Source organism: Cronobacter sp. 153480017-3 (assembly GCF_053627815.1).
The window spans coordinates 195497-212768 of record NZ_JBSEYN010000001.1 but is presented as its reverse complement, the minus strand read 5'-3'; the positions used below and the strand labels follow the sequence as shown (position 1 = coordinate 212768).

The window sequence follows — 17272 nt, the reverse complement described above, 5'->3', positions numbered from 1 at the left end:
TTCACGCTTTGTGAAGCGTTGCGCATTTTTCCGTCAAATCAACTTGTATGGTAGTTAAGTTAGTTGAGCGTAATGCGTACAAATTACGCATCGTTGTTACACAAAAGGAAGGATGCATGAAGATCAGTAAAGCGGAAGTGTTTGTCACCTGCCCGGGGCGCAACTTTGTGACGCTAAAAATCACCACCGACGACGGACTGACGGGACTTGGCGACGCCACGCTTAACGGGCGCGAGCTTTCCGTCGCCAGTTATCTGCGCGATCACCTCTGCCCGCAGCTGGTAGGGCGCGACGCGCAGCGCATCGAGGATATCTGGCAGTTTTTCTACAAAGGCGCGTACTGGCGGCGCGGCCCGGTGACGATGTCTGCGATTTCCGCCATCGACACGGCGCTGTGGGATATCAAAGCCAAAGCCGCCGGAATGCCGCTGTACCAGTTGCTCGGCGGCGCGTCGCGCGACGGTGTGATGGTCTACTGCCACACCACCGGCCACACCATCGATGACGTGCTTGAGGATTACGCCCGCCATAAAGAGCAGGGGTTTAAGGCGATCCGCGTGCAGTGCGGCGTGCCGGGCATGAAAACCACTTATGGAATGGCGAAGGGCAAAGGGCTCGCGTATGAACCCGCCACCAAAGGCCAGTGGCCGGAAGAGCAGCTCTGGTCTACTGAAAAGTATCTCGATTTCACGCCAAAACTCTTTGAGGCAGTGCGCGAGAAATTTGGCTTTAACGAACACCTGCTCCACGACATGCATCATCGTCTGACGCCCATCGAGGCGGCGCGTTTCGGTAAAAGCATTGAGGATTACCGTCTCTTCTGGATGGAAGATCCGACGCCCGCCGAAAACCAGGCCTGTTTCCGGCTTATCCGCCAGCATACCGTGACGCCGGTTGCGGTCGGTGAAGTCTTTAACAGCATCTGGGACTGTAAACAGCTTATCGAAGAGCAACTGATTGACTACATCCGCACCACGGTGACCCACGCGGGCGGGATTACCGGCATGCGCCGCATCGCCGATTTCGCCGCACTTTATCAGGTGCGTACCGGTTCGCACGGGCCGTCGGATCTCTCGCCCATTTGCCACGCCGCCGCGCTGCATTTCGATCTCTGGGTGCCGAATTTCGGCGTGCAGGAATATATGGGCTATTCAGAGCAGATGCTGGAGGTTTTCCCGCACAGCTGGTCGTTCGACAACGGCTATATGCATCCGGGCGAGAAGCCGGGGCTCGGCATTGAATTTGATGAAAAGCTGGCGGCGAAATACCCCTACGACCCGGCGTATCTGCCGGTAGCCCGCCTCGAAGACGGCACGCTGTGGAACTGGTAACCCTGCATCACCGCGGCGTGCCGCGGTGACAATAATAAAAACCTCCGGACCCTACCTATGAAAATTAAACACTTACGCTGGTATATGATAGGCCTGGTGTCGCTGGGCACGATTATCAACGCGCTGGCGCGCAGCTCGCTCAGCGTCTCGGCCCCGACGCTGTTCACCGAACTGCATATCAATGAGCAACAATACGCCTGGATTTTAAGCGCCTTTCAGTTCGCCTATACGCTTGCGCAGCCGCTCTGCGGATTCTTTATCGACGTGGTGGGCTTAAAGCTCGGCTTTTTCATTATGATCATCGCCTGGTCCGTGACCAACATGGCCCATGCCGCCTGCAATTCGTGGGGCGGGCTGGCCTTCCTGCGCGGGCTGATGGGGCTTAGCGAAGCCTCGGCGATCCCGGCGGGCGTGAAGTGCAACTCCGAATGGTTTCCGGCGAAAGAGCGCGGCATCGCAGGCGGTGTGGCGAATATCGGCACGTCGATTGGCGCGATGCTGGCGCCGCCGCTCGTGGTGTGGGCCATCATGGCCTACAACTGGGAAATGGCGTTTGTGATCACCGGCGCGCTCGGGCTTGTCTTTGCCGTTATCTGGTGGTTTGGCTATGAATCCCCCGCGCGCCATCGGGCGCTCAGTACGGAAGAGGCGCGGCTCATCGAAGCGGGGCAGGAGAAGCATCTGGAGGCTGACGGCAGCAAACCGTCGGTGATGCAGATCCTGCGCCAGCGTAACTTCTGGGGCATCGCGCTGCCGCGCTTTCTGGCTGACCCTGCCTGGGGCACGATTAACTTCTGGCTGCCGGTCTACCTGATGACGGTGCGGCATATGCCGCTTAAAGATATCGCGCTGTTCGCCTGGCTGCCGTTTCTGGCGGCGGATTTCGGCGGCATGGCGGGCGGCTTTCTCAATAACTTCATGATGAAGCGCTGGAATATCTCGACCATTAACGCGCGGCGTATCGGGTTCAGTACCGGCGCGGTGCTGATGCTGCCGCTCTCGCTGGTGGGGTTTGTGGAGAGCGCCTATGTGGCGATAGCGCTGGTTTCCGTCTGCGCCTTCGCCCACCAGATGCTTTCAACCCAGGTGATTACGATGGCGACCGATCTCTTCCGGCGCAACGAAACCTCTACCGTCAGCGGTTTCGCGGGTACTGCGGGCTGGACGGGGATTTTCATCTGTACGCTCATTATGGGCGGCCTGGTCAACACCGTCGGCTACAACCCGTTCTTTATTATTCTGAGCCTGATGGATATCGTCGGCGCGATTATCCTCTGGACGTTCGTCAAAGCGCGCGTGGCGGATAACCTGGCCGCGAAGCCTGTGACCGTCTGATCGTTCCCCTGATTTTCTCCGGCAAAACGTAAAGCGTGATAAAAATCACGCTTTACTACCATTCTAGTTAATGTAGTTATCAAAAGCTGTCGTAAATCATAAAGCGTACCGGTGTGAAGCGTAGGCTTTATACAAATTTCTTTATTTATCAAACGAGTCACGACCATGGAAAATACGCTGCTTCACGCCCACGCCATTCTCCCGACCTATCACCGCGACGCGCTGGTCGCCCGTATTGTGCATCTGGGTTTTGGCGCGTTTCACCGCGCGCACCAGGGCGTTTACGCCGATATTCTTGCCGCAGAACACGGCAGTGACTGGGGCTATTGTGAAATTAACCTGATTGGCGGCGAGCAGCAGATCGCCGATATCCGCCGTCAGGATAATCTCTATACCGTGGCGGAGATGTCCGCCGACGCCTGGCGCGCCCGCGTGGTGGGCGTGGTGAAACAGGCGCTGCATGCGCAGGTGGATGGCCTGGAGGCGGTCTTCGCCGCGCTGTGTGAGCCGCAGGTGGCGATTGTTTCGCTGACCATTACGGAAAAAGGCTACTGTCATTCCCCCGCAACGGGCGAGCTGATGCTGGATCATCCGCTTATCGCCGCCGATCTCGCACACCCTGAAACGCCGTCATCCGCCGTAGGTGTCATTGTGGAGGCGCTGGCGCGCCGCAAAGCCGCCGGGCTCGCGGGTTTCAGTGTGATGTCCTGCGACAATATGCCGGAAAACGGGCATGTGGCCCGCAACGTTGTAATGGCGTTCGCCCGCGCCGTGGACGCCAGTCTGGCGGCGTGGATTGAAGAGAACGTGACGTTCCCCTCCACGATGGTGGACCGGATTGTGCCAGCGGTGACGCCGGAAACGCTCGATAAAATCGCGCAACTGACCGGCGTGCATGACCCGGCGGGTGTGGCCTGCGAGCCGTTTCGCCAGTGGGTGATTGAAGATAATTTTGTGGCGGGCCGTCCGGCGTGGGAAAAGGCGGGCGCAGAGCTGGTACGCAATGTGGTGCCGTTTGAGGAGATGAAGCTGCGTATGCTGAACGGCAGCCACTCGTTTCTGGCGTATCTCGGTTATCTGGCGGGGTATCAGCACATCAACGACTGCATGGAAGATACGAATTATCGCCGCGCCGCGCAGGCGTTGATGCTTAACGAACAGGCACCGACGCTCCGCGTGCAGGGCGTTGACCTGGCGCGTTACGCGGATCGGCTGATTGAGCGCTACAGCAATCCGGCGCTGCGCCACCGCACCTGGCAAATCGCGATGGACGGGAGCCAGAAACTGCCGCAGCGCTGGCTCGATTCGCTGCGCTGGCATCAGGCGCACGACAGCGCGGCGCCGCTGCTGACGCTCGGCGTGGCGGGCTGGATGCGCTACGTGAGCGGTATGGATGAGCAGGGGAATGCGATTGAGGTGTGCGATCCGCTGTTAAACGTGATTCAGGACGCAGTACGCACAAGCGAAGAGGGCGAGGCGCGGGTAAAAGCCTTGCTCGGTATTCATGCGATTTTTGGCGAGGAGCTTCCGGCGCGAACAGAGTTTGTGGCGCAGGTGACGCAGGCGTATCAGCTTCTTCTTGATGGCGGTGCCAGAGCGACCGTGGCGCAGTATGTGAAAGCGGGGTGTTGACGGGTTATTAAAGGTGGGGGGGTATTGGTGGGTGCGCTGCGCTTACCCACCCTACGAAAACCCATCGAGTTTGTTATTTGTAGGGCGGGTAAGCGGAGCGCACCCGCCGTTCACCAGCATCGGCACTCGCCGTCCAACAACACCCGCCCGAACTATTAATGCATACCCAAACGAATCAACTCGACCGGCTCGAATTTCCCTTCGCAACCTTCCACTTCGACGGTACGGCCACGGCGAATTTGTTCCGGCGTCATGCCGTCGCCGTGAATCGCTTTAATCACGCCGGTCTGCCCGGTGGTGCTGATCATGACACGACTGCCGGTGGTAATCGCGTTACGGTTGCGATCGTAGGTCATCATGGTGATATCTCCTCTGAATAGTTGGGAATGATCCAGACGAGCCCCATTTTAAAAATCACAACCTGAAAAACGTTAATCTCGATCAAAAACAAGGCATTTGTGTGATGAATATCACGGCCCGCAACTACTCGCCTGCGGGCCCGTTACGCACGATCTTCCCGCTCGCGATATCAATATCGATATTCGCCACCACCGGTGCGACTTCAGGGTCGGCCGCGCCGCGACATCCCGCGCGGGTGTGATCCTCACGCACCAGCAAACGGTAATTGCCGCCGTCCTGCGCGTTCTCATAGAAAATACACTGACCGTTGGGGTTGAGCTGCAAAGAGACGGTGCGGGTTACACGGGCCAGCGGGCTTGCGCTGATATCCTCACGCCAGGCGTCGCCCGCGCCGGTCGCGTGCAGCGCCGCCGATTCCAGCCAGCCTCTGACAATTCGCCCGTCATTGCCGTACCACGTCGCCTCGCTAAAGCCCGGCAGCGTGCGGCCCACGCTCACCGTATCGCCCGCCACCAGAAACACCTGCTGGCTGCGGCACTGCGCGTCGGGGGCGGTGTAAAAGAAATGTCGTCCTCTGCCGGTTACGTCGTAGCGGTTGGCGTTCTCCGGGATACTCTGCGTATCGTCCATCTCACGAAGACGAGCGGCGCAGATGCCTTCTGGCCGGAGCGTGTCTTGCTGCATTTTGAGCGCCGCGGTTTCCATCCAGCCGGTCGCCACGCGCCCTCTGCTGTCGCGATAGCTCACCCAGGCGAACGGGCGCGTTTTATCATCCGCGCTCTGGCTGTCACCTTGAGAAAGACGAAACACCTGCACGGCGTCGCCCGGCACCAGAAACGCGTCAAGGCGGCATTCCGGTGACGGCGCGGAATAAAAATGCGCGCGCGGCGTGGCGGTGACGGTACTTGCCGACCACGTAAAATCCGCGGCGGCCGTGGCGATAGCCTCGCTCTGAAAACAATCGGCCAGCAGCGGTGAAGAGAAAAGGGCGCAGCCTATAAGCAGTAATGCGCGCATTACATATCCATCCCTGAGTGGGTTAGCAACGCCGCGCGGTTACTCTTCGGTAAACCAGTCGCGGTTTTCCTGGCGGATCAGCAATACGGATTCGCTGATCTCCTGCAAATGCAGGCGCATGGCGTCGTCGGCGGCCTGCGGGTCGCGGCGCTCCAGCGCGTGAAAAATATCATTATGCTGGCGCAGCAGCATTTCCGGCGGAGAGACGTGATCGAGGCTCATATAGCGCACCCGGTCGATGGTCGCTTTAATGTTTTCCACGGTGTCCCAGGCGAGCTGGCAGTCGGCGACCTGCGTCAGGCGGTGGTGAAATTCGTCGTCGAGCTGAAAAAAATCGCTCAGCTGTTTGCGATCGATAGCCGTGCGCTGCTGGTTAAGGTTTTGCTCAAGCTGATAAAGATCCGCGTCAGTCACCATACCCGCCGCCCGCTGCACCACGGCGCGCTCAATCGCCTGGCGCACAAAGCAGCCGTTACGCACCTGGCGCAGCGAAATTTTATTCACAAAACTGCCGCGCTGCGGGCGGATCTGAATCAACCCGTTTTCGGCAAGCTTGATAAACGCTTCACGCACTGGCTGGCGCGACACGTCAAAGCGCACCGAAACTTCCTTTTCAGAAAGCGGTGTGCCCGGCGGGATCAAACAGTGCACGATATCGCGGCGCAGGATACGGTAAATCTGTTGGCTCACCGGCTGGGTCGGGTTGAGCGGAGTTTCAGCGGCCATTCTTTTGTCTTAATTTGCGGGTAACTGCGGCAATTTAACATTAATTGCCCACCCCGCCCAGCGCGGACGGGGTACGGGCAGAAGAGCGTTACTGGCGGTGTACGCTAAGCCCGGCGAAGCTCTGGCTCACCGGCATCATCTCGACGGTGTTGATATTGACATGCGGCGGGAGCGTCGCCACCCACCAGACCGCTTCGGTCACATCGTCCGGCGTCAGCGCGGTGGTATTTTCGTAGGTTTTACCCGCTTTATCGTCGTCGCCTTTAAAACGTACGTTCGAGAATTCGGTGCCGCCCACGAGGCCCGGCTCGATATCCGTTACGCGCACGGCGGTGCCGTGCAGATCGGTGCGCAGATTGAGGCTGAACTGGCGCACAAACGCTTTGGTCGCGCCGTAGACATTGCCGCCCGCGTAAGGCCAGCTGCCCGCCGTGGAGCCGATATTAATCACGTGGCCGCGGTTACGCTCAACCATGCCGGGCAGCACCGCGCGGGTCATATAGACCAGGCCTTTATTGTTAGTGTCTATCATGTTTTCCCAGTCTTCGACGCTCGCTTTGTGCGCGGGCTCAAGCCCCAGCGCCAGCCCGGCGTTGTTGACCAGCACATCGATATCGCGCCACTCCAGCGGCAGGCTGCTGATGGCCTCTTCGATCGCCGCGCGATTGCGCACGTCCAGTTGCAGCGTCAGCACGCTTTCGCCAAGCTCATCCTTCAGCGCGTCGAGGCGCGCCTGGCGGCGGCCTGTCGCGATGACTTTATGACCGTTCTTCACAAACCGGCGGGTAATGGCTTCGCCAAACCCGGCCGTCGCACCGGTAACCAGAATAATCATCTCGCTGTTCCTCAAGGCTTTTTCAGAGCAGTTACCTTAGCACGCCCGGCGCGCCCTGTGGAATATCACTTCCTGATGGGTTGCGGCGCGAAACCATTGCCGTTTGCGGCGAGGCTGCATAAGCTGTGTTTTTACCATCACGCTTTTGCGGAGATCCTCATGCCGGTAACGACCCCTTTTTCCTCAGCCAGTACGCTGCCTTACGAGGCGCCGCCGTTCGACGCGATAACCGATAACGACTACCGCCCGGCCTTTGACGAGGCGGTGCGCCAGAAGCGCGCCGAGGTGGAGGCGATCGCCGCCGACCCCGCCGCGCCGACGTTTGAAAACACGTATCTGGCGCTTGAGCGCAGCGGTGCGATGCTCGCGCGCGTCACCCGCGTCTTTTTCGCGATGACTTCAGCGCACACTAACGATTACCTGCAAACGCTGGATGAAGAATTTTCCACAGAGCTTGCGGCGCTGTCCGATGATATTCATTTCAATGAAACCTTATTCGCGCGCCTCAACACCGTTTATGAGCAGCGCGACGCGCTGGGGCTGGATGAGGAGTCGCGCCGTCTGGTGGAGGTCGTCTGGCAGCAGTTTATGCTCGCGGGCGCGACGCTTGGCGCGGAGCAAAAAGCGCAGCTTAAAGCGCTAAACCGCGAGGCCGCGCAGCTCACCAGCCAGTTTAACCAGCGTCTGCTGGCGGCGGATAAAGCGGGCGGGCTGCTGGTGTCGTCCCGCGAGGCGCTGGCGGGGCTGAGTGAAGCCGAGGTCGCCGCCGCCGCGCAGGCCGCGCGTGAAAAAGGGCAGGAAGGGCGCTGGCTTATCGCGCTGCTGAACACCACACAGCAGCCGGCGTTACAGTCACTGGAGCGTCGCGAGACGCGCGAGGCCCTTTTTAAAGCGGGCTGGCACCGCACCGAAAAAGGCGACGCCAACGACACCCGCGCGCTGGTATTGCGCCTGGCGCAGCTGCGCGCGCAGCAGGCGGCGCTGCTCGGCTTTAAAGATTTCGCCTCCTGGACTATCGCCGATCAGATGGCCAAAACGCCGGAGGCGGCGCTGCGCTTTATGCGCGATATCGTGCCGGCGGCGACAGCGCGCGCCAACCGGGAGCTTGCCGATATTCAGCAGGTGATTGACCGCGAGAACGGCGGTTTTCAGGCCGAAGCCTGGGACTGGGCGTTTTACGCTGAACAGGTGCGGCGCGAAAAATACGCGCTCGACGACGCGCAGATCAAACCGTATTTCGAGCTGGATAATGTGCTTATTCACGGCGTCTTTTACGCCGCCAGTACGCTGTTCGGGCTTCGTTTCCAGGAACGTACCGACATTCCGGTTTATCACCCGGATGTCCGCGTCTGGGAAATCTTCGATAAAGACGGCAGCGGGCTTGCGCTGTTTTACGGCGATTTCTTCGCGCGCGACAGCAAGAGCGGCGGTGCCTGGATGGGCAATTTCGTCGATCAGTCCACGCTCACCGGCCACAGGCCGGTTATCTACAATGTTTGTAACTATCTGAAGCCTGCCGCCGGTCAGCCTGCGCTTATTTCCTGGGATGACGTTATCACGCTGTTCCACGAATTTGGCCATACGCTGCACGGTCTTTTCGCCAGCCAGCGCTACGCGACGCTCTCCGGCACCAACACGCCGCGTGATTTCGTGGAGTTCCCGTCGCAAATCAACGAACACTGGGCGAGCCACCCGGACGTTTTCGCAAACTTTGCGCGCCATTACCAGACCGGCGAGCCGATGCCGGACGCGCTTCGCGAGAAACTCTTCCGCGCGGCGCGCTTTAACAAAGGCTATGACATGACCGAGCTTTTGGCCGCGGCGCTGCTCGATCAGCACTGGCACAGCCTGACGCCGCAATCCACTCCCGAGGATGTGACCGCGTTTGAAGCAGCCGCGCTTTCGCAGGAGCACATCGCGCTGCGCGCCGTCCCGCCGCGCTACCGGAGCAGCTATTTCGCCCACATCTTTGGCGGCGGCTATGCGGCGGGCTACTACGCTTATCTCTGGACACAAATGCTGGCGGACGACGGCTATCAGTGGTTTGTAGAGCAGGGCGGGTTAAACGCGCAAAACGGCGCGCGCTTTCGCGACGCCATTCTTTCGCGCGGCAACAGTCGCGATCTGGAAGGGTTGTGGCTCGACTGGCGCGGCCATGCCCCGCGTATCGGGCCGATGCTGGAAAACCGTGGCTTAACGGAATAAACCCACGTTTAGGTGACGTTGAACCTGCGCATGGCATGATGCGGCAATAAGCGTGATGTTGAGCGCAGGACAATAACAATCCATGCAAGCCTTACCGTCAGTCATACTGGCGGTATTTTTTTGTTTTACGCTCAGTCATCCCATTTCTTGCTGCAATACGCGGCGAGAAACCCCGCCAGCAAGACAATTGCCGGCATACAGATAAAGAGATCCGCAGCTCCCGGCATCACCACTCCCGCCTTTAGTCACACTCTCCTTTAACAAAGCCCTGAACGTGTGACGTAAAGACGACAGCGGGATAACCGTTTCGCGACACAAGCGCTTACTGAGCGTTTTCGCAGAGCGGCGCGTCGGGGAGGTTGGCGGCGTCCGGTAGCTCAGGCGGCGTTGCGAAACCAGCGCCAGCGCTGAATAGCGGCATTCCGTCAAGCTGCCACTGCTGCCAGAGCGCAAGCTGGGCGGGCGTTAACGGCACATCGCTGTAAATCAGATAGTGATCGGCGGCGAACTGCGTGAGATCGGGCAGCGGCACGGGCTGCTGCAGCACATCAATGCGAAAGCCTTCACCGGAAAAGCGAATCGCTTCCAGCCAGACGCTCAGCGGATCGTGACTGTTCATCGCTATCACGACCAGCCCGGACGCCGGACGCTTACGCAGCGTCTGCATCAGAAAGGTGGCGTATTCGATAATCAGCGTGTCGAAGCGCGCGCGGCGCGTCAGTTGCGCTGGCGTGCCCGTGCCCCAGCCACAGACGGAGTGGCAGCACGACCTTATCCAGCAGCATCCCGGCGGGCAACTCGCGGCCCATTTTAAGCAGCAGCGCGCGGCCCTTTTCAAGGCTCGTTTTCTCAAGCGTGGCGAGCAACTGCTCCTGCCATACTTCCCACTGGCTGATCTGGGTCGTCTGTTCACCCTTAAGAATACGGGCGATTTCATTAAGCGGTAGGCCGCGATCGAGCCATTTCAGGATGGCGTGAATGCGCATCAAATGGCTGTAGTCAAAATAGCGTCTGCCGCTGTCGTCGCGCACGGGCTGGAGTAATCCTGACCGCTGCCACGCGCGTAAATTAGGCATGCTGACTCCGCACTGATCGGAGAGCATTTCGATCGTGAAATGAGACATGGCGATTCCTTAATGCCAGGCTGCAATACAAAACAGGAGAGGAATGGCCCTTTCAAGAGAAACGAAGGGAAGAAGAGAACAGGGTTTACGCTAACACACTTCGTCCACCCTGCTAATCATTAACGGTGCATTATTCAATATTTGTCGTGAATATGAATATACATTAGGTAAGCTGATAATGCCGGTTCGGCAATAATTTAGCCGGTTTTTGTGCCTCTTCGTTCATTTCACGTAAGTCTATTTCAATATTATTGCAAAGCGCGTCCAGCGGCAGATCGTTATCTTCGGTGCCGAAAGGGTCTTCCAGCTCTTCGGCCAGCGTATCGAGCGCAATAAACGTGTACGAAATAAACACGGACACAAAGGGCGTCATAAAATGCAGGTCAGTCACCAGCGCGAACGGCAGCATAATACAGAAGCAATAAACCGTGCGGTGCAGCATCAGCGAATAGGCGAACGGCGGCGGCGTATTGGCGATGCGCTCGCAGCCCGCCAGTACTGCCGCAAGCTGATTAATATGCTGATCGAGCGTCTGAAAGAGAATATCGGACAGCCCGTTGCGCCGCGCGGCAAGCCACTCACCCATAATAAGTAAAATCGTATTACAAGGTGAATTGCTGTTCATTACGCGCGCCATTTCACTGCGGGTGAGATAGCGGTCAAGCACATTGTCGAGCTTCCTGCGGCGCAGCGTCAGGCGCAGGCAGTGGCAAAACGCCACTTCCAGATTCACCAGATGATGCAACTCCTGTGCGTTATCCGGCAGCAATGTGCGGGCGGTGCGCAGCAGTGAACGGCAGTGGATAACCAGTTGCCCCCAAATCAGGCGCGCTTCATTAAAACGGGCAAAACAGGTGCTATTTCGAAATCCAAGAAAAATCGCAATCGCCACCCCCAGAATACTAAAAGGGGCGGTGGTCAGTTTTATTCCGAGCGCCTCATACCACGGTAAAAAGAAAATAACCGTCACGGAGAGCAGGAAATTAAGGAGTAGACGCGTGGATATTTTGGCTAATACGGAACCATGCCAGACAAAGAGTCGGGCAAACCAGTGCTGAGGGGGACGAACAATCATGATACTCACAAGGGGTTAACAAAAGCGCTACTTATTAAACGAGATAGCGCTTTTGTCTGCAACCAGAAAAACGCAGTGTCTTACCCTAAAGGAATAAATTTCGCCTTTGCACGCGCCAGCCAGTCGCGGGACTTTCTCAGCGAACCGCCTTTGCGGAACAGCAGAAACACGTCTTGTCCCATAATCAGCACCATAAAACGGTCTTTTAACTTCATGGAGGGGCAGCAGTACCATTTCTGTTTCATTAATCACTCCTCGGCGGAAATTAAATCAACGAACGACACTTCGCAGATAAATAATAGACCTGACTGCGACCCGGAAATAATTAACGCTTTCTTTTAAGAATTTTCTTATTAAGCGAGAGCGCAAGACGATAAAACCCTTTGGTATTCAGCAGATAAACACACCCTGTAAAATATATTCGTACAAGCGCAGCGTTAAAATAGTTGATTGCGGCTAATGTGACTTGCGAAACGGAGAAGCGTGCCTATAGTTACTGCTGCGTTCGCATGGTGAGAACGCGGTTTAAATTATCTCTGCTTATCCGAGGAGAATATTATGGCTCAACATCGTGGTGGTTCAGGTAATTTTGCTGAGGATCGTGAACGCGCTTCTGAAGCCGGTCGTAAAGGCGGCCAGAATAGCGGCGGAAATTTTAAAAATGACCGCGAGCGTGCCGCAGAAGCTGGCCGTAAAGGCGGTAAAAGCAGCAGCCGTTCGTCTTCCTGACGGGCTGGCGGGCCGCATGCGCCCGGCATAACGTCCCTCCGGTATGGGTCAATGCTCATACCGGAGGTCGTTTAGCGCATGACGTAAATACCTTTTATTTGTTTAATGACCTTATGAAATTACAACGCGCAGTAAAAATAACGTTGCTTCCGCTTCTTTCCCTCGCTTTTTTAGCGCAGGCGCAAAACGCCACACCGCCGGGTGCTGATAAAAGCACGACGACCAGGTTACTGGAAACCGGTGCGGCCGTATTACAAAGCAACGCTCCGTTAAAAGGATTTGATATTTATCTGGTGGGCTTTCATCCGATGAAAGAGATCCCCGAAAAACAGATGGAAGCGCACCACTATTGCCATCAGGTCAATCAGGATTTTGCCCAGTGCGTCTTATTTGACGGAAATACCAAAGAGGCCAGGATGAATGGCCTGGAATATATCATTTCCGAAAAACTGTTTAATCAACTGCCGGCGCAGGAAAAACAGTACTGGCATCCGCACAATGGCGAAATCCTTAGCGGGCAGCTTATCGCGCCGGGTATCCCGGAGCCAGCTGAGCACCGACTGATGCAGGATAAAATGAACAGCTACGGGAAAACCTGGCATGTCTGGCATACCGGCGGGCCGGGTGATAAAGGCGATGCGTTGCCGCTTGGGCCGCCGATGCTTGCCTGGTCATTTAACCGCGACGGCGAGGCGAAGCCTGAGCTTGTCAGCGAGCGCGACAAAAAGCTTGGCGTCAACACTGACGAAATCCGCCGCTCGCGCGCCGATCTTGAAAAATTCGCGAAGCCGCAAAGCGGCGTCGATGCCCTGAAAGGGCAGTTTAAAGGCGATATCAAAGATATTCCTGGCGTAGTGGACAGCAGCGCTTCGTCTGAGAAAAAATAACCCCTGTTTGTGCCTTTCGTTTTCCCCACTTCGGTGGGGATTCTTTTATCTGCTACATGAATATTTTTCAACACCCATGAAATTTCCTCGTTTGCCTGACGCGCAGGGTAATGTCATTCTCTGGACATATAGACATCCAGATGGCTAAAAATTCAATTATTGAACTATCACCTGACGTGACCATCGCGGCAGGCTACGAGGAGAACACTATGCAGCGTCAACACGCCCCGTTTCGCGCCGATATCGTCGGCAGCTTTTTACGCCCGGATGCCATTAAGCAGGCCCGCCAGCAGTTTGCGGCAGGGGAGATAGACGCCGCGCACCTGCGTAAGATCGAAGACGACGCGATTCGTCACGCCGTTGAGCAGCAGTGCGCCTGCGGCCTGCATGTGGTAACCGACGGCGAATTTCGCCGCGCCTGGTGGCATCTCGATTTCTTCGGCGCGCTGCAGGGCGTGGAGCTGGTGGAAGTGAATCAGGGCATCCAGTTCAACGGCATCCAGACCAAAGCGCAGAGCGTGCGCGTCACCGGTAAAGTGGCGTTTGGCGATCACCCGATGCTGGAAGATTTCCGCTTCCTGAAAAGCGTCAGCGGCAACGCCGAGCCGAAAATGACCATTCCAAGCCCGAGCGTGCTGCATTTTCGCGGCGGCGCGGCGGCCATCGACCGTAACGTCTACCCGGATCTGAAAGACTACTTCGACGATCTCGCCACCACCTGGCGTGACGCCATCCGCGCCTTTTACTACGCGGGCTGCCGTTACCTGCAACTGGATGACACCGTCTGGGCGTATCTGTGCTCTGATGAGCAGCGCCGTCAAATCCGCGAGCGCGGCGACGATCCGGACGAACTGGCGCGCATTTATGCCCGTGTGCTGAACCAGGCGCTGGAGGGCAAACCGGAGGATTTAACCATCGGGCTGCATGTCTGCCGCGGGAATTTCCGCTCAAGCTGGATTGCCGAAGGCGGCTATGAACCGGTGGCCGAAGTGCTGTTTGGCACCGTGAATGTCGATGCGTTTTTCCTGGAATATGACAACGACCGCTCCGGCGATTTCGCGCCGCTGCGCTTTATCCGTCCGGGTAAACAGCAGGTGGTGCTGGGGCTGATTACCACCAAGAACGGCGAGCTGGAGAACCCGGAGCTGATTAAAGCGCGTCTGGAAGAAGCGGCGAAATATGTGGATATCAATCAGATCTGCTTAAGCCCGCAGTGCGGTTTCGCCTCGACCGAAGAGGGCAACAGCATTACGCCTGCCGAGCAGTGGGAAAAAGTGCGCCTGGTGACGAGTGTCGCCAGCGAAGTGTGGTAAGGCGGGTTTTGAACGGCGGGTGCGCGATGCTTACCCGCCCTACGAGTGGGCAGTGTGATTTGTAGGGTGGGTAGGCGCAGCGCACCCACCTTGCGGGTGGCGCTGTGTGGTTTGTAGGGTGGGTAAGCGTAGCGCACCCACTTTGCGGGTGGTGCTGTAGGGTTTGTAGGGTGGGTAAGCGCAGCGCACCCACCTTTGTTTTTTACCCTCAGCCGGGGCGAGGCGATATGCAAGACCGGTGAACAGGTTCCGTTCGCCAGAACGTGACCCTTATATGGGCGCTGCCCTCATGCGAACGTGCAAAGGGGGCTCGCCGCCGCCCCCTTTGCAATCCCGGCTCCCGGCGGAAATCGGCCCTCAGGGGCCGATTTTTTTTAGCCGGAGCAAAACCAACCTCTTTACCCTCGGTTTATTTTGAAAGGCGGGTGCGCTTTGCTTACCCGCCCTACAAAACGCCACCCTCATCGCATGGCGGGTGCGCTTTGCTTATCCGCCCTACAAAACGCCACCTTTATCGCATGGCGGGTGCGCGTCGCTTACTCGCCCTACAAAACGCCACCCTCATCGTAGGGTGGGTAAGCGCAGCGCACCCACCATTTATATTGCGAACACCCTGACACAAAATCTTCTTAACCATCGCAAAAATGTATTCCCGCCACGTTAACCATAATCTTTATTTATTTTATCGGCGCATTGCACATTAATGTCGCACCGCTGCACCATAACGAAACCACGTATTATCTGAAGGAGGGGATTTTAAAGATTAAATAGAAATTATTTTGAAATTTAATTCTTAATTCATTGAAATGTGGATGATTTTAAAAACTGGCATTCCCTTTGCTAAATAACTCCCATCTTGTATACCAGATGGGATGCCAGTTATGTCACAGAGTTCACCGCTGTTTACGCCTTTGACGCTTGCTGAGTGGCGCAGGGAATATCAGGACGATCCGACGCGCATTACGGAAATTTATTCCGCCGCTTTTACGAATGAAGAAAATAGCGATCCGGCGTGGATAACCCGCGCCAGCCCGTCGCATCTTGAAGCTCAAATCGCGCCGTTACTGGTGGCCATCAACGAGGGCAAAAGCCTTGCGGATTTTCCGCTCTTCGGCGTGCCGTTCGCGGTGAAAGACAATATTGACGTTGCCGGGTTGCCCACAACGGCCGCCTGTCCGGCGTTTGCGTATACCCCGCAAGAAGACGCCACCGTTGTGGCGAAACTCAAAGCCGCAGGCGCTATCGTGCTTGGCAAAACCAATCTGGATCAGTTCGCGACAGGGCTGGTCGGCACCCGCTCGCCCTACGGCGCGGTGCCGAACACCTTTAACCCGGCCTATGTCAGCGGCGGCTCCAGCGCCGGTTCGGCGTCCACGGTGGCGCGCGGGCTGGTCGCTTTCGCGCTCGGCACCGACACCGCAGGCTCCGGGCGCGTCCCGGCCGGGTTCAACAACATTGTCGGCCTCAAGCCCACCAAAGGCTGGCTGTCAAACCGTGGCGTGATGCCCGCGTGCCGCCTGAACGACTGCGTGTCGGTCTTCGCGTTAAGCGCCGCCGATGCTTTCCAGGTGGCGAGCCTCGCGGGCGGTTATGACGCCGCTGACGCATACTCGCGCGCCAACCCGCGCACCGCGCCCGCACGACTGCCCGCACAACCCCGTTTTGCGGTGCCTGACGCGCCCGAATTTTATGGCGATACCCACAGCGAGGCGGCGTACCGCCAGAGCCTGGCACGCCTCAAAGCGCTCGGCGCGACGCTGGTGCCGGTCGATTTCACGCCGTTTCGCACGCTTGCGGAGCAGCTCTATCAGGGCGCCTGGGTCGCCGAGCGCACCGTCGCGGTGGGCGAGATGCTCAATGAGCCAGCGGGCGTTATGGACCCGACCGTGCGCGGTATTGTGGAAGGCGGCCTGAAATACACGGCCTGCGACGCCTGGCAGGCGGAATATACCCGCGCCGCGCTCGCGCGCCAGATTGCGCAGGTGCTGGAGACCGTAGACGCGCTGGTGGTGCCAACATCGCCCACCATTCATACGCTTGATGAAATGAAAGCAGAGCCGGTGCGCTACAACTCGCACTTCGGCTACTACACCAATTTCACTAACCTGGCGGATCTCTGCGCGCTGGCGCTGCCCGGCGATTTCCGTGACGACGGCCTGCCGGCTGGCATTACGCTTATCGCGCCCGCCTGGCATGACGCGGCGCTGGCGCACTTCGGCGCGCTCTGGCAGCAGGCGGTGCCGCTGCCGCTCGGCGCAACGAATAAAGCGCTGCCCGCGGCCGAACCGTTCGCGCCATCGCCGCACCACGTGCGCCTCGCGGTCGTCGGCGCGCACCTGCGCGGCATGCCGCTCAACCACCAGCTCACCACCCGCGACGCGGTGTTTATCGAAGAGACCACCACGGCGGCGGACTATCGCCTTTATGCGCTCGCCAACACCACGCCGCCGAAGCCCGGGCTTGCGCGTGCAGACAGCGGGCAGCCCATCGTGGTGGAGCTGTGGGATATCCCGCTCGCGCGCTTTGGGGAGTTTGTTGCGGAGATCCCGCCGCCGCTCGGTATCGGCACGCTGACGCTCGCCGATGGCCGCGCGGTAAAAGGCTTTATCTGCGAACCGCAGGCGCTCGGGAGCGCCACTGACATCACCGAATGGGGCGGCTGGAAAGCCTGGCTTGCCCGCCACCAGAGCGCCTGAGGAGAAA

General features: G+C 58.0%; 15 protein-coding genes and 1 pseudogene. 8 read left to right on the top strand and 8 right to left on the bottom strand.

Going from position 1 to position 17272, the window contains the following annotated elements:
• Positions 1–116 precede the first annotated feature (116 nt).
• The 3 genes from manD to ACUW6V_RS00960 all read left to right on the top strand — a co-directional run bounded on the left by manD (position 117) and on the right by ACUW6V_RS00960 (position 4298).
• Positions 117–1331 (top strand): D-mannonate dehydratase ManD, encoded by a 1215-nt coding sequence (manD, locus tag ACUW6V_RS00970; RefSeq protein ID WP_004387246.1) that lies wholly within the window; start codon positions 117–119, stop codon positions 1329–1331.
• 57 nt (positions 1332–1388) lie between these two features.
• On the top strand, positions 1389–2666 hold the full coding sequence (locus ACUW6V_RS00965) for an MFS transporter (protein ID WP_032973132.1): 1278 nt from the start codon (positions 1389–1391) through the stop codon (positions 2664–2666).
• Between the two features lie 165 nt (positions 2667–2831).
• The gene (locus ACUW6V_RS00960; RefSeq protein ID WP_454037880.1) at positions 2832–4298 is read left to right on the top strand and encodes a mannitol dehydrogenase family protein; all 1467 of its coding nucleotides are present in this window, start codon (positions 2832–2834) and stop codon (positions 4296–4298) included.
• Between the two features lie 155 nt (positions 4299–4453).
• On the opposite strand, the gene ydfZ is transcribed toward ACUW6V_RS00960, so the two are convergent.
• From ydfZ to ydfG, 4 genes are all read right to left on the bottom strand, one after another.
• Positions 4454–4657 (bottom strand): putative selenium delivery protein YdfZ, encoded by a 204-nt coding sequence (ydfZ, locus tag ACUW6V_RS00955; protein WP_007867949.1) that lies wholly within the window; start codon positions 4655–4657, stop codon positions 4454–4456.
• A 124-nt stretch (positions 4658–4781) separates the two neighbouring features.
• On the bottom strand, positions 4782–5675 hold the full coding sequence (locus ACUW6V_RS00950) for a hypothetical protein (RefSeq protein WP_454037879.1): 894 nt from the start codon (positions 5673–5675) through the stop codon (positions 4782–4784).
• A 39-nt stretch (positions 5676–5714) separates the two neighbouring features.
• On the bottom strand, positions 5715–6401 hold the full coding sequence (locus ACUW6V_RS00945; RefSeq protein WP_007901433.1) for a GntR family transcriptional regulator: 687 nt from the start codon (positions 6399–6401) through the stop codon (positions 5715–5717).
• An 88-nt stretch (positions 6402–6489) separates the two neighbouring features.
• Complete coding sequence (gene ydfG / locus ACUW6V_RS00940) at positions 6490–7236, bottom strand: bifunctional NADP-dependent 3-hydroxy acid dehydrogenase/3-hydroxypropionate dehydrogenase YdfG (protein ID WP_007775248.1); 747 nt, start codon at positions 7234–7236, stop codon at positions 6490–6492.
• 159 nt (positions 7237–7395) lie between these two features.
• Between ydfG and dcp the strand changes: the two genes are divergently transcribed.
• Entirely contained in the window at positions 7396–9441 is a 2046-nt protein-coding gene (gene dcp, locus ACUW6V_RS00935; protein WP_454037878.1) for a peptidyl-dipeptidase Dcp, read from the top strand.
• Between the two features lie 131 nt (positions 9442–9572).
• Here the strand turns inward: dcp and mgtS are convergent, their stop codons facing one another.
• The 4 genes and pseudogenes from mgtS to ACUW6V_RS00915 form a co-directional block, all read right to left on the bottom strand.
• Entirely contained in the window at positions 9573–9668 is a 96-nt protein-coding gene (gene mgtS / locus ACUW6V_RS00930; protein ID WP_454037877.1) for a protein MgtS, read from the bottom strand.
• 95 nt (positions 9669–9763) lie between these two features.
• Positions 9764–10565, bottom strand: a pseudogene (locus ACUW6V_RS00925) (MerR family transcriptional regulator).
• 163 nt (positions 10566–10728) lie between these two features.
• Complete coding sequence (locus ACUW6V_RS00920) at positions 10729–11640, bottom strand: bestrophin family protein (protein ID WP_004386222.1); 912 nt, start codon at positions 11638–11640, stop codon at positions 10729–10731.
• 80 nt (positions 11641–11720) lie between these two features.
• Positions 11721–11885: a hypothetical protein gene (locus ACUW6V_RS00915; protein WP_004386223.1), complete on the bottom strand. Its 165-nt coding sequence runs from the start codon at positions 11883–11885 to the stop codon at positions 11721–11723.
• Positions 11886–12198: 313 nt separating this feature from the next.
• Here ACUW6V_RS00915 and ACUW6V_RS00910 point away from each other — a divergent pair, with 313 nt between their 5' ends.
• From ACUW6V_RS00910 to atzF, 4 genes are all read left to right on the top strand, one after another.
• Positions 12199–12369: a con-10 family general stress protein gene (locus ACUW6V_RS00910; protein ID WP_004386224.1), complete on the top strand. Its 171-nt coding sequence runs from the start codon at positions 12199–12201 to the stop codon at positions 12367–12369.
• Between the two features lie 113 nt (positions 12370–12482).
• Positions 12483–13256: an OBAP family protein gene (locus ACUW6V_RS00905; protein ID WP_054624795.1), complete on the top strand. Its 774-nt coding sequence runs from the start codon at positions 12483–12485 to the stop codon at positions 13254–13256.
• 209 nt (positions 13257–13465) lie between these two features.
• Positions 13466–14569, top strand: coding sequence for a cobalamin-independent methionine synthase II family protein (locus tag ACUW6V_RS00900; protein WP_454037876.1), 1104 nt, complete (start codon positions 13466–13468; stop codon positions 14567–14569).
• An 881-nt stretch (positions 14570–15450) separates the two neighbouring features.
• Positions 15451–17265 carry an allophanate hydrolase gene (gene atzF / locus ACUW6V_RS00895; RefSeq protein WP_454037875.1) on the top strand — a complete coding sequence of 605 codons (1815 nt, stop codon included), beginning with the start codon at positions 15451–15453 and terminating at the stop codon, positions 17263–17265.
• Positions 17266–17272: the final 7 nt, after the last annotated feature.

Coding starts and splice junctions, on each gene's coding strand:
- ACUW6V_RS00960 (WP_454037880.1), top strand. CDS start 2,832: ATGGAAAATACGCTGCTTCACGCCCACGCCATTCTCCCGACCTATCAC.
- ACUW6V_RS00905 (WP_054624795.1), top strand. CDS start 12,483: ATGAAATTACAACGCGCAGTAAAAATAACGTTGCTTCCGCTTCTTTCC.
- ACUW6V_RS00945 (WP_007901433.1), bottom strand. CDS start 6,401: ATGGCCGCTGAAACTCCGCTCAACCCGACCCAGCCGGTGAGCCAACAG.
- atzF (WP_454037875.1), top strand. CDS start 15,451: ATGTCACAGAGTTCACCGCTGTTTACGCCTTTGACGCTTGCTGAGTGG.
- ACUW6V_RS00965 (WP_032973132.1), top strand. CDS start 1,389: ATGAAAATTAAACACTTACGCTGGTATATGATAGGCCTGGTGTCGCTG.
- dcp (WP_454037878.1), top strand. CDS start 7,396: ATGCCGGTAACGACCCCTTTTTCCTCAGCCAGTACGCTGCCTTACGAG.
- ACUW6V_RS00920 (WP_004386222.1), bottom strand. CDS start 11,640: ATGATTGTTCGTCCCCCTCAGCACTGGTTTGCCCGACTCTTTGTCTGG.
- ydfZ (WP_007867949.1), bottom strand. CDS start 4,657: ATGATGACCTACGATCGCAACCGTAACGCGATTACCACCGGCAGTCGT.
- ydfG (WP_007775248.1), bottom strand. CDS start 7,236: ATGATTATTCTGGTTACCGGTGCGACGGCCGGGTTTGGCGAAGCCATT.
- ACUW6V_RS00915 (WP_004386223.1), bottom strand. CDS start 11,885: ATGAAACAGAAATGGTACTGCTGCCCCTCCATGAAGTTAAAAGACCGT.
- mgtS (WP_454037877.1), bottom strand. CDS start 9,668: ATGCCGGGAGCTGCGGATCTCTTTATCTGTATGCCGGCAATTGTCTTG.
- ACUW6V_RS00910 (WP_004386224.1), top strand. CDS start 12,199: ATGGCTCAACATCGTGGTGGTTCAGGTAATTTTGCTGAGGATCGTGAA.
- manD (WP_004387246.1), top strand. CDS start 117: ATGAAGATCAGTAAAGCGGAAGTGTTTGTCACCTGCCCGGGGCGCAAC.
- ACUW6V_RS00900 (WP_454037876.1), top strand. CDS start 13,466: ATGCAGCGTCAACACGCCCCGTTTCGCGCCGATATCGTCGGCAGCTTT.
- ACUW6V_RS00950 (WP_454037879.1), bottom strand. CDS start 5,675: ATGCGCGCATTACTGCTTATAGGCTGCGCCCTTTTCTCTTCACCGCTG.